This window comes from Achromobacter spanius, from assembly GCF_029637605.1.
GTDB classification, from domain to species: domain Bacteria; phylum Pseudomonadota; class Gammaproteobacteria; order Burkholderiales; family Burkholderiaceae_B; genus Achromobacter; species Achromobacter spanius_E.
Genome location: NZ_CP121261.1, coordinates 2751267 through 2763236, shown reverse-complemented (window position 1 = coordinate 2763236; position 11970 = coordinate 2751267). Strand labels below are relative to the sequence as shown.

Below are 11970 nucleotides of genomic sequence, written 5' to 3'. Positions count from 1 at the left end.
TCGCGTTTCCGTGAGCGCTCTTGTTTTGAAGCGACGTTTCGACGGGACGTTTTGAAGGGAAAAGCGTGGCCATTCCGTATCTGCGCAGACTGACCGCGGTCAGCCGTAGCCCGCAAGCCAACAGGCATCTTGCCTACTTCCTGACCTTTACCGCCGGCGCGGTCAACGCGGGCGGCTTTTTGGCCGTGCAGCAATACACCTCGCACATGTCGGGCATCGTTTCCATGATGGCCGACCACATGGCGCTGGGCGGGCTGGTGGTGGTGTTGCAGGGCGTGGCGGCGTTGCTGTCGTTCCTGGCGGGCGCGGCCAGTTCCGCGTTCCTGATCAACTTCGGGCGGCGCTCCCACCTGGCCAGCGAGTACGCTTTGCCCCTGTTGCTGGAAGCTGTGCTGCTGCTGGTCTTTGGCCTGTTGGGCGCCAACCTGGAGACGCTGCGCTGGTTCTATGTGCCCGGCACGGTGATGCTGCTGTGCTACATCATGGGCCTGCAGAACGCCATGATCACCAAGGTGTCGCGCTCCGAGATCCGCACGACGCACGTCACCGGCATGGTGACCGATATCGGCATCGAGCTGGGCAAGCTGTTTTACTGGAACGTGTCCAAGAGCGACGCGCAACACAAGCCGCCCGTGTTTGCCGACCGCGGCAAGCTGATCGTGCTGAGCCTGATGGTTACCCTGTTCTTCGTGGGCGGCGTGACCGGCGCCTATTCGTTCTTCCACTTCGGCTTCGGTTCGACCTGGCCGCTGGCGCTGCTGCTGACCTTGCTGGCCGCGGTGCCGGTCATGGATGATATCCGCAGCTTCGTTCGCCGCGCCTAGCGCGGCGGCGTCACCGTTTGGCTTTGCGCGCAACGGCGTGGCCCAGGAAGACCTGCAACGCGCCCAGGGTTTCGTAGTGCAGCTTTTCCAGCCGGGCGTCCTTGGCCGGTTCCGTGATGGCGTACCCCTTGGCGTCCAGGGGGTAGGGCTCACCCAGCAGGCGCGCCATGTCGACCTGGTAGTAGCTGGCGTCGCCATAGGGCCGCTTGCCGTCAATCAGGGGCGCCGGCCAGAAGCGGTCCCCTTCGCGTAATACGGCTTCCAGTTGTTGCGGGCTTGCTTCCCGCCAGACGGCGGCGCGCAACAAAACCAGGTGTTCGGCGCGCAGCGTGAAGCCGCCTAGCGCGTCCATGCCGCTTTGCGGAAAGTCGAACGTTTCTTTCATCTCGGTCGGCAGCGGGTAATGGCCCGGCGCGAGCTTTCCCACGGACGCCACGAAGCCCGGCAGCACGCGGCACACTTCGGCCAGGCGCCGGATGGCCAGCGCGTCGTCCGACGTTTTCAACGCGCGGCGCGCAATGGCCAGTGTGTCGGGGCCGCCCAGCAGCGGCTGTTCGAAATCAATGCCCGGCGCGCCGGATTCAATCGGCATCCATTGCACACGCAGCAACCGTATCAACGCGGCGTGCTGTGATGAGATCGGAATGGCGTCGGGTGGCAGGGCGAACACCTGCCGGATGATCGGTTTGCGGTCGGTGGCGGCCAAGGCGCGCAAGGGCGCCATCATCAGCCCGCCCAAACTCAGACGCAGACCTATCCCCAAACTTCCACCCAGCCCCAGGCTCTTGAGCAGCGCACGGCGTTTCATCATGGCTACCGGATTACTTGCGCAGATCGGCCAGCGCCGACTCGGCCAGCGGGTAACCCGGCTGGATTCGCAATGCGTCTTCGTAAGACAGGCGCGCGTCGGCTTGCCGGCCCAGGCGCCACAGCAAATTACCCTGATTGGTCAGAATCAACGCACTGGCGGGTTTGGCGCGCACGGCCTGTTGATAAGCCTTCAGGGCATCATCCGGGCGGTCCATGGCATCCAATAGCGACGCCTGCAGGTTGTAGCCGATGCTCCAGTCCGGAAAGCGATTCGTCAGCGCCTGCGTCGTGGCCAAGGCATTGGGCAAATCCCCGCGCTGCGCCTGCGCGCCCGCTTTGTTGACGTATGCCCACTTATGGTCCGGATTCAGCTTGATGGCCTCGTCGAACAGGTCTTGGGCGGCGGGCAGCTTGCCTTGCTGCGCTTGCAGCTTGCCCAGGAACAGCCTGACGTCGGCGTTGCGAGGGTCCTGCAGGGCCATCTCTTCGGCCACGCGCTGCGCCTCTTGTGGGTCGTTCGCCCGCAAGGCGGCCGAGATCCGCGTGTTCAGCGCTTGCATGGCGGGCGGCAGTTGTTTGATGCGGGTTTGCAGCGCCTCGTTTTCCGCGCGCAGTTCGGATTGGTACGCGTGGTCCAGTTGCGCGGCGGGTTGCGCATGGGCGGCCGACACGGCAAGGCCGATGCAGCAGGCTAGGGCCGGCCCGAGCAGGCAGGCACGCACACGGCGGCTCAGGGTTGCAAGCATGGCGGTCGGCGTTTCCTTGATAGTGGGATGTGCTGGCGTCAGCGGGGACGGATGCCTACGATACCGGAAGCGCGGCGCGCCGTAAAAAACAAAGACGCCAAACGTAGAAAGTCCAACGCAAAAAGCCCGGCGCGCAGGCCGGGCTGGAATGATGGCCCCGTGGGGCCGCTTTCAAGCAAGCGATCAGTTCGGCATCAACACCGTGTCAATCACGTGGATCACGCCATTGGACTGATAGACGTCATAGGTGCTGATGGTGGACACGCCGCCCTTTTCGTCCTTCAGGGTCAGGTTGTGCTTGCCGTTCATCATCACCCACAGCTTGCCGCCGCTGGCCGTCTTCAGTTCGGTCTTGCCGCCACCCTTCTTGATACGGGCGGCCAGCGCGTCGAAATCCAGCTTGCCGGGCACCACGTGGTAGGTCAGGATCGTGGTCAGCGTGGCCTTGTTTTCCGGTTTGACCAGCGTGTCCACGGTACCCGCGGGCAGCTTGCCGAAGGCGGCGTTGGTCGGCGCGAACACCGTGAACGGGCCCTTGCCTTGCAGCGTATCCACCAGGCCCGCCGCCTTTACCGCCGCCACCAGCGTGGTGTGGTCCGCGGAATTCACCGCGTTGGCGACGATATTCTTGGCGGGCATCATCGGCTGGCCGCCCACCATGACGTCCGCCGCGAACGTGGGCGACAGGGTCAGGGCCGAGCAAGCGATGGCAATCGAGGCTAGCAATTTCATGACGATCTCCTTTTGTGTGGCCGTCATGAGGAGATACGGGGCAAGCCTGCGATTGGATGCGTGTTCAGCCTAAGGACTAACCCTGGTCAGATGACCTTGCCGCTCAAGACGACCGGGCCGGTGGGGATGCCGCCGGGTGCGCCGCCCGCCGGTTCCAGCGTAATGGCGACCGTGTCGCCCTGCTGCGGCAGCAGGCTGGGGGCCAGCACCGTGGTCTGGCCGGGCAGTACCAAGCCCAGCGAGCGCGGCGCCTGTCCGGGCGTGATGGACCACAATTCCAGCGCGCGGCCATCGGCCAGCGCCACCAGGTCTTGCATGGGCTGCACGGCCAGGCGGTTGTCCGGCAGCGTATTCACGACCATGGCGCCGGGCGCCTTCTCGCCGGACAGCACGGCAACGGTGCGTACCTCGGTCGGTGTGGGGGCCGGTTTGAACATCAGGAAGGCCAGCACCACCACAGCCGTCGCCAAGCCGGCCGACAAGGCGCGCCACCAGGACAGGCCACGCGGCGCGGAAGGCGTGCGTGTAGCGGTGGGCGCAGACTTGGGCGCCGCAGCGATGCGGGCGGCAATTGCCTGCCAGACATGCGCGGGCGGTGTCTCGGGGGACAGGGCCATCGCCAGCGGCAACAGCCGGTCTTCCCATTCCGTCACCGCGCGCCGCAGGCCGGCGTCATCGCGCATCAAGTTGATGAAGCGCTGCCGCGCACCCGCGCGCAAGCCGCCCAGCACGTATTCGGCGGCCAGGCGGTCCTGCAGTTCGGGGTGGCGGTAATTCATTCCAGGCACCTTTTCAGCCGTTGCAAGCCACGGCGTATCCAGCTCTTGATCGTTCCCAGCGGCGTCTCCAAGCGGGCCGCGATATCGGGATGCGCCAGGTCATCGAAAAACGCCATGGCAATGGCAACCCGTTGCGGCCCTTCCAACTGGCCCATGCAGTCGGCCAGCCGACGGCCGTCCTGGCTGGCTTCCAAACGGGCAAGCGGGCCGGGGCCGTCGTCGGCCATGGCCAGCGTCAGCGTGTCGTCCGGGTCCGGCACCACGACGTCGGGCCGCCTCAAGCGGTCGATGCAGCGGTTCCGGACGATGCGGGTCATCCACGTCATGGGTTGGCTCTGCTCGGCCTGGTATTGGCCAGCCTGGCGCCAGATCGATACGAAACACTCTTGCAGCACGTCTTCCGCGGCGGCCTGGTCTCTCAACATACGTCTGGCCAGGGCAAACAGATGCGGGGACGCAAGGCGATAAAGCTCCGCCAGTGCGGATTCGCGTTTTTCCGCGCACTGGACAAGCAGTGCCTGCAGGTGTTGAGGGTCGGGCATCGGTTCCTAAGAGGGAAGGGCGCGCTGGTGCAGAGCATACCGGGCCAGGGCGCCGGCGTCACTATTGAACTGTGCCCTGATCAGGGCACTACAATGCCCGGCACACCAGGCAGTGTCAGGCAAACCGGTAAACCCCGGCAAACCCGCCGTGCCGCGTGCATCACCGCCCCGGGCCCCGGCTGGCCCGGACAAAAGCGTAGAGCTTGCAATCGAAACACAGGAGGAGCAGACAGGACATGGACGCAGAATTCTGGTTGGAACGCTGGCGCGAAGGGCGCACGCACTTTCATCAGACCCGGATTACGCCGCTCTTGCAGAAGTACTGGCCCACGCTGGCCGTACCGCAGGGTGGACGGGTACTGGTGCCGCTGTGCGGCAAATCGCTGGACATGGTGTGGCTGGCGGCGCAGGGGCACTCGGTGCTGGGCGTTGAGCTTTCGCAGCTTGCGGTGGAACAGTTCTTCACCGAAAACGAGCTGCGTCCCGTGACGCATGAATCCGTCTACGGCACGCACTACGTGGCGGGCAATATTGAAATCATCCTTGGCGACATCTTCAAGCTGGATGCGCAACTGCTGTCGCACTGCGTGGGCGCCTATGACCGCGCGGCGCTGGTCGCGCTGCCCGAAGCCATGCGGGCGGACTACGTGCGCCACGTCTATGGGCAGCTATCGCCCGCCAGCCGAGGCCTGCTGATCACGCTGGACTATCCGCAGGAAGAGATGGCGGGGCCGCCATTCTCGGTCGTGGACAGCGAAGTGCAGGCCATCTTCACCGGCGTGGCCCCGGCCGTCATCATTGACCGCCGCGACATCCTGGACAAGGAACCGAAGTTCCAGAGCGCGGGCGTCAGCCGGCTGGATACCGTGGTGTACCGGCTGGGTGTCCAAGAAGACGCCTGATTGCTGACCGCTCAGCCCAGCCCCGGACTCCAAACCCGGGGAAGTGCTGACGCGGCGCGCGGGCGCTGGCCCGGCCGTTCAGGTCATCAGCCAGCCGCCCGCCACATCCAATACCTGGCCGGTGACGAAGCGGGCCTGATCGGACGCGAAGAACAGGCAGGCGTCGGCCACCTCTTCCGGGGTGCCCAGGCGGCGCAGTGCCGTGACTTGCGCGACGGCGTCGTTGATTTCCTGGGGCACGCTTTTCAGCAGCGGCGTGCTGATGCGCCCGGGCGCCAGCCCATTGACCGTGACGTCGAACTCACCCAGCTCGGCGGCCCAATGCCGGGTCAGGCCGATCAGCCCGGCCTTGGTAGCCGCGTAATGCGCCGCCACGATGTCGCAGTACGCCTTGCCCGCCACCGACGACATATTGACCACGCGCCCCTGGCGCAGCTTGACCATGTGCGGCGTGGCCAGGTGCGTCATGTAGAACACGCTGTTCAGGTTCACCGACACGACCTTGTCCCATTCGCCCGGCGGCATCTCCCAGACCTTCAGCGCGCGGCCGTCGGTCTTGGGGGAAATGCCCACGTTGTTCACCAGAATTGTTGCCGCGCCCAGTTCGGCCGTGATGCGGTCATAGGCGGCCTGGCATTGCTCGTAGTGCGCCACGTCGGCGGGCACGAACGCCACGTCATGGCCCCGCTTTCTTAGGGCCTGTTCGTAGGCCGCGCCGGCCTGCGCGTTGAAGTCGATCAGGCCCACGCGCCCGCCTTCCGCCAGAAAACCTTCGACGATGGCCGAGCCGATACCGCCTACCGCGCCCGTCACGATGGCGACCTGGCCATCGAAGCGAGCCTTCATGTCCGCACTCATGCACTCACCTTCAACATGATCTTGCCGATGTGCTGGCTGCTTTCCATCAAGGCATGCGCGCGGGGCGCATCCGCCAGCGGGAAAACCTCGTGGATCAGCGGCAGGCATTGCCCTTGTTCCATCAGCGGCACCACCTTCGTGGCCAGCGCCTGCGCGATGGCGCCCTTGTCATCGTCCGAGCGCGGGCGCAGCGTGGAACCCGTGAATTGCAACCGCTTGGTCATGATGGGCAGGGCGTCGATCTCGGCCTTGCTGCCTTCAAGGAACGCAATCTGCACCAGCCGCCCGTTCACGGCCAGAAGCCTGATGTTCTTGTTGATGTAAGACCCGCCCACCATATCCAGGATGACGTCCACACCCACGCCTTGGGTCGCCTGGCGCACCTCGGCTTCGAAGTCGGTGTCGCGGTAGAGCACGGCGTGATGCGCGCCGGCTTTCAGGCAGGCCTCGGCCTTGGCGGGGTTGCCCACGGTGGTCCAGACTTCGGCGCCAAAGGCGCGCGCCAATTGAATGGCTGTCAGCCCGATGCCGCTGGAGCCGCCATGCACCAGGAATTTTTCGCCGGACGCCAGGCGCGCGCGGTCGAACACATTGGTCCAGACCGTGAAGTAGTTTTCGGGAATGGCCGCGGCCGTCAGCAGGTCCATGCCGCGTGGCACGGGCAGGCAGTGGCGCTCGTCGGCCAGGCAATACTGGGCGTAGCCGCCGCCGGGCGTCAGCGCGCAGACTGTGTCGCCCGTCTTCCACGCGGTCACGTCGGGGCCGACGCCGATGATGGTGCCGGACACTTCCAGCCCAAGATACGGCGACGCGCCGGGCGGCGGCGGATACGAGCCCGAACGTTGCAGCACGTCGGGGCGGTTGACCCCGGCGTAGGCCACTTCGATCAGCACCTGGCGCCCGGTGGGGGCTTCCATGTCGCGTTGGGCGACCTGCATGCAATCGGGCGCGCCGCCCTTGCCATGGTCGATGAATGTGCAGCGTAGGGTCATAGGGAAAATCCTGGTTATCAATGGCCCAGATAGGCCTTTTTTATGTGTGGGTCGCCAAGCAGTTCGGCGCCCGTGCCGGTGCGCACGATGGTGCCGTTTTCCAGCACGTAGCCACGGTCGGCCAGACGCAAGGTGCGGAACACGTTTTGCTCGACCAGCAGCACCGTCACGCCATGCGAGGTAACGTCGCGGATGATGTCGAACATCTGCTGCACCAGCAGCGGCGACAAGCCCAGCGACGGTTCGTCGAACACCAGCAGCTTCGGGTCGGCCATCATGCCGCGCGCGATGGCCACCATTTGCTGTTCACCGCCCGACAAGGACCCGGCGTACTGCGACAGGCGTTCTTTCACGCGCGGGAAAATGCGCAGCACCTCGTCCAGCTTCTGCTGCACGATGGGGCGCGCGGCGCGTTTGTACGAACCCATCAGCAGGTTGTCTTTCACCGTGAAGTGCGGAAACAGCTGGCGGCCTTCGGGAATCATCGTGATGCCAGCGTCCACGATGTCGTAGGAGTTGTGATTGGTGAGGTCGCGGCCTTCGAATTCCACCTTGCCTTGCAGCGTGGGAATGACGCCGCACAGCGTTTTCAGGGTGGTGGTCTTGCCCGCCCCGTTCGCGCCGATCAGGGTCACGATTTCGCCCGCGTTGACCTCGAAGTTCAAGCCGTTGAGCACTTGGCTCTTGCCGTAGCCCGACGTCAGGTTCGACACCTTAAGCATCCTGGTACTCCTTGCCCAAATACGCCTCGATGACGGCGGGGTTCTCGACCACATCCTTCGGCGCGCCGGTGACCAGCACGCCACCTTCGTTCAAGACGATGATGCGGTCGGACAGCGCCATCGTGGCCTGCATCATGTGTTCGATCAGCAGCACCGACACGCCGGAATCGCGGATGCGCCGGATCATCTGGATGGACTTCTCGATGTCGGTCGGGTTCAGTCCCGCCATCACCTCGTCCAGCAGCAGGATGCGCGGCTTGATCGCCAGCGCGCGGGCGATCTCCAGACGCTTCATGCCGCCCACCGTCAGGCTGCGCGCTTCGGTGTTCAGGGACTTGGTCAAGTCCGTCTGCTCGGCGACCTTCAGCGCAATCTGCTCGGCCTCGTCACGGTTCGACGTGCGGATGAACGCGCCCAGCATGATGTTTTCCAGCACCGTCAGGCCGGTAAACGGCTTGGCGATCTGGAACGTGCGGCCCAGCCCCTTGTGCGCGAACTCGTCCGGCGTCTTGCACGTGACCCAGTTGCCGTCCGCGTCCAGCATCGAAATATCGCCCTTGTCCGGCGACAGAAAGCCCGACAGCAGGTTGAACACCGTGGTCTTGCCCGCGCCGTTCGGCCCGATCATGCCCAGGATTTCGTTCTGGTTCAGCGTCAGCGATACGTCGTTGGTGGCGCGCAGGCCGCCAAAGCTCTTGAACAGCTTGTCGGCTTTCAGTACCGGCTGCTCGGACCGGGTGGCGCTGTGCAGGCGCAGTTCGTCCGCCAATTGCCGCTTCTTTCGCGGCGTGCCCAGATAAGGCAGGCGCGCCAGTGCGCGTTCGATGGCGGGGCCGAACGCACCGGCCAGCCCGCGCGGAATGGTCAGCACCACCGCCACCAGGATCAGGCCGTAGATCAGCCCGTGCATGCCGTTGCCCACGCTGGACAACCAGCCGCGCGCCAGTTCCGCGATGGGCAGCACCAGGAAGGTGCCCGCGATGGGGCCGGCCACGGTGCCCAGCCCGCCGATCAAGGCGAACATGGCCACCTGGATCGACAGCTCCAGCGAGAACGCCGAGCTGGGATCCACGAAGGTCAGGTAGGTGATGTGGAAAGTGCCGATGATGCTGGTCAGCATGGCGGACACCACGGCCGCGATGATCTTCACCCGTACGGTATGGATACCCACGGCCAGCGCGGCGTCTTCGCGTTCGCGGATGGCGATCAGGTAATGGCCCAGGCGTGACTTGCGTATCGCCCACGACGCCCACGTCACGAACAGGAACAGTCCGAACGCGATGATCACGTAGTTGAGCTTTTCGCGGAAAACGATCCACGCCCAGCCGATGTTCAGCGGCAGGCTGATGCCGCTGGAGCCGCCCGTCCAGCTTTCTTCGTGGATGACCAGCAGGCGCACCACTTCCAGGATGGCGATCGTGGCCAGCGCGAAGAACGGGCCGCGTAGCCGCAAGGTGGGATAGCTGATCAGGATGGCCACGGCGGCCGAAATCGCAGCGCCTGCCAGCATGCCGAACCACGGCGATATGCCGAAGTTCTGCGTCAGCAGCGTGGCGGTATAGCCGCCAATGCCGTAGAACACCGCATGGCCCAGCGAAAGCTGGCCCGCATAGCCGCCCACGATATTCCACGCCACGGACAGCGAGGCGAAGACGAACAGCAGTACAAACAGGTTGGTCCAGAAAGGCGTGCCCATGACGACGGGCACGAGGAACATCACAATCAGCAGAATCAGGCTGACGTAGGCTTTGGGGCTTCGAAAGTCGGGAAACACGTCTCGCTCCTTGTGGCTCTGATCACTCTGTGCCGACGCCAAACAGGCCGTTCGGTCGCAGGACAAGGATCAAGAGGAAGATCCCGAAATAGACGACCTCTTTCAGGTCGGGGGCGATGTAATAACCGGCCAGCGTATCGACGATGCCGATGATCATGGAGCCGGCCACGGCGCCATACAGGCTGCCCAGTCCGCCCAGCACCACGATCACGAAGGCGGTCAGCACGAAGTACGTGCCCACCGTGGGAAACACCGGATACTGCGGCGCCAGCAAGCCGGCCGCGATGCCGACGAAGGCCGTGCCCAGGCCGAAGGCGATGGCGTAGACGTTGTTGACGTTCACGCCCATCAGCGTGGCGGCATAGCGATGCTGGGCCACCGCGCGCAGCGCGCGGCCCAGATAGGTGCGATGCATGAACAGATGCAGCAATATCGCCAGGCTGATGCCGATGACGAAGGTGATCAGTTGGCCGGTCACCATCGAGTAATTGCCCACATTGATGGCGTTCGTGCCCAGATCCACCGGCGCGCGGTACACATTGGCGCCGAAGATCACCAGGGCCAGGTTCAGCAGGATGGTGGACACGCCCACCGTGGCGAAAATCTGGATGTGCTGGTCGGCGTTCAACAGAGGCTGGATGATGCCCTTTTGCGTCAGCGCACCCAGCGCGAACAGAATCACCGCCACCGGCACCAGGCCCACATAAGGGTGGACGCCGAATTGCGCGGCGATCAGGTAAACCAGGTACATGCCAACCATCAGGAACTCGCCATGCGCGAAGTTCACGACGCGCACGACGCCGAAGATCAACGTCAGCCCCAGGCTGATGATGGTGTAAGCGCCGCCCAGCAACAGGCCATTGATGACCAGTTGAATGAAGATATCCATGGTGCAACCTCTTAGAGCGGGACGCGGCCCCGGCGTGGCCGCTGCGATGGCGGCCGCGCCGGGGCGCGATATTCCCGGGAAACATCAGGCGCCCCCGAGCGCCTGATCACTGGCGTCGCGCTTACTTATTGAAGACGGGCTTGCCAAGTGCGAGGTTGCTGGGCGCAATGGTGACGAGCTTGCCGTCCTGCCACTGCATGACGTAGAACGTCGAGGCGTTGTTCTGGCCGTCTTCACCGAAGTCGAACCCCCAGCCGTTGGCCGTTTGGCCGGCCGGCTTCTTGTAGGCCAGTACCGCGGCGCGGATCTTGTCCTTGTCGGTGGACTTGGCGTTGCCGATGGCTTCAAAGAAGGCCTTGGCGCCGACGTAGTTGGTCAGGCTGTGGCCGGACTGCGGGTCGCTCTTGTAGGTGGCTTTGTAGGCGGCCAGGAATTTGTCCAGGCCCGGCGCGCCAGCCGGATTGATGGACGCTTGGGGAAAGTCCAGGTCGAACACACCGTTCATGTCGGCACCCACAGCCTTGGCGGTGTCGGCCAGCGAATAACCGCCGCCCGCGCCGATCACGACCTTGGGCTTGAAGCCCGCCGCGCGTGCCTGGCTGAAATACAGGATGGCGTCGTTCTGGTAGGCCGTTTGCAGCACAACGTCGACCTTGGCGCCCTTCAAGCGCAGGATCAACGACGACAGGTCCACCGTCTTGGCCGAGTAGGGCAGCACTTCAGCCACGGTGTAACCCAGTTCCTGCGCGCGCTTTTTCTCGGTGGCCGCCACGTCGGTGCCATACGGCCCGTCTTCGTGGATGATGCCGATCTTGATGTCCTTGGGGTTCAGGCCCATGCCCGGGGCGATGGTGTCATGCAGCGCGTTCACGACCGACACGCCGTACAGCGCCGTATTGGGGTTGCTGCGGAACAGGTACTTGTAGCCGCGCGTGGTGATCTTGTGGGCGGTGGCGCCCAGTTCGAAATACGGCACGCCGGCCAGTTCGGTCACGGGCGTGGCCGCGTACGAGATGCCCGAGGCGTAGCTGCCGAACACGCCTACCACGTTGGACGAGATCAGGCGCTTGGTTTCCGACACGGCTTGTGTCGGGTCCACGGCGTCCGCCTTGATGAGTTCGATCTTCTCTCCGTTGACGCCGCCCGCGGCGTTGATTTCGTTGACGGCCAGTTCCAGCCCGCGATAGCTTTCTTGCCCCAGAAGCGCAAGCGCGCCGCTGAACGGGAAGAGGGCGCCCACTTTCATGTCGGCTGCGGCGGTGCCACTTGCCAGTGCGCCGCACACGCCCAGCGCCAAAATAATCTTGTTGAACTTGAACACTGTCTACGCTCCTTTGTTGGTATGGGATGCGGACTGTCTTGAGTGTTGTCCGTCTTTTTTAAATATATGATATATGTGC

General features: G+C 64.3%; 12 protein-coding genes and 1 pseudogene. 2 read left to right on the top strand and 11 right to left on the bottom strand.

Annotation, left to right across the window (positions count from 1 at the left end; all coding sequences use genetic code 11):
- Positions 1-65: 65 nt before the first annotated feature.
- Positions 66-803 (top strand): annotated as a pseudogene (locus P8T11_RS12230) (YoaK family protein); the annotation flags it as partial.
- A 31-nt stretch (positions 804-834) separates the two neighbouring features.
- Here P8T11_RS12230 and P8T11_RS12225 read toward each other — a convergent pair.
- The 5 genes from P8T11_RS12225 to P8T11_RS12205 form a co-directional block, all read right to left on the bottom strand.
- Entirely contained in the window at positions 835-1632 is a 798-nt protein-coding gene (locus P8T11_RS12225; protein ID WP_268082375.1) for a hypothetical protein, read from the bottom strand.
- Between the two features lie 13 nt (positions 1633-1645).
- Positions 1646-2380: a tetratricopeptide repeat protein gene (locus P8T11_RS12220; RefSeq protein WP_268081689.1), complete on the bottom strand. Its 735-nt coding sequence runs from the start codon at positions 2378-2380 to the stop codon at positions 1646-1648.
- A 183-nt stretch (positions 2381-2563) separates the two neighbouring features.
- A complete protein-coding gene (locus P8T11_RS12215) occupies positions 2564-3112 on the bottom strand; it encodes a fasciclin domain-containing protein (protein ID WP_268081690.1) in 549 nt (182 codons plus the stop codon).
- Positions 3113-3198: 86 nt separating this feature from the next.
- Positions 3199-3891, bottom strand: a complete 693-nt coding sequence (locus tag P8T11_RS12210; RefSeq protein ID WP_268081691.1) for an anti-sigma factor — start codon at positions 3889-3891, stop codon at positions 3199-3201.
- A complete protein-coding gene (locus P8T11_RS12205; RefSeq protein ID WP_268081692.1) occupies positions 3888-4433 on the bottom strand; it encodes a sigma-70 family RNA polymerase sigma factor in 546 nt (181 codons plus the stop codon). Before P8T11_RS12205 ends, P8T11_RS12210 begins: the two co-directional genes overlap by 4 nt.
- Before the next feature lie 236 nt (positions 4434-4669).
- Here P8T11_RS12205 and P8T11_RS12200 point away from each other — a divergent pair, with 236 nt between their 5' ends.
- Positions 4670-5335, top strand: coding sequence for a thiopurine S-methyltransferase (locus P8T11_RS12200; RefSeq protein WP_268081694.1), 666 nt, complete (start codon positions 4670-4672; stop codon positions 5333-5335).
- A gap of 78 nt (positions 5336-5413) precedes the next feature.
- Here P8T11_RS12200 and P8T11_RS12195 read toward each other — a convergent pair whose 3' ends face one another.
- The 6 genes from P8T11_RS12195 to P8T11_RS12170 form a co-directional block, all read right to left on the bottom strand.
- Positions 5414-6181, bottom strand: coding sequence for an SDR family oxidoreductase (locus P8T11_RS12195; RefSeq protein WP_268081696.1), 768 nt, complete (start codon positions 6179-6181; stop codon positions 5414-5416).
- Between the two features lie 8 nt (positions 6182-6189).
- A complete protein-coding gene (locus P8T11_RS12190) occupies positions 6190-7185 on the bottom strand; it encodes an NAD(P)H-quinone oxidoreductase (RefSeq protein WP_268081697.1) in 996 nt (331 codons plus the stop codon).
- 17 nt (positions 7186-7202) lie between these two features.
- Positions 7203-7907: an ABC transporter ATP-binding protein gene (locus P8T11_RS12185; RefSeq protein ID WP_268081698.1), complete on the bottom strand. Its 705-nt coding sequence runs from the start codon at positions 7905-7907 to the stop codon at positions 7203-7205.
- Complete coding sequence (locus P8T11_RS12180; RefSeq protein WP_268081700.1) at positions 7900-9681, bottom strand: branched-chain amino acid ABC transporter ATP-binding protein/permease; 1782 nt, start codon at positions 9679-9681, stop codon at positions 7900-7902. Before P8T11_RS12180 ends, P8T11_RS12185 begins: the two co-directional genes overlap by 8 nt.
- A gap of 22 nt (positions 9682-9703) precedes the next feature.
- Positions 9704-10570, bottom strand: a complete 867-nt coding sequence (locus tag P8T11_RS12175) for a branched-chain amino acid ABC transporter permease (protein WP_268081701.1) — start codon at positions 10568-10570, stop codon at positions 9704-9706.
- Between the two features lie 121 nt (positions 10571-10691).
- On the bottom strand, positions 10692-11891 hold the full coding sequence (locus P8T11_RS12170) for an ABC transporter substrate-binding protein (protein WP_268081702.1): 1200 nt from the start codon (positions 11889-11891) through the stop codon (positions 10692-10694).
- Between the last annotated feature and the right edge of the window lie 79 nt (positions 11892-11970).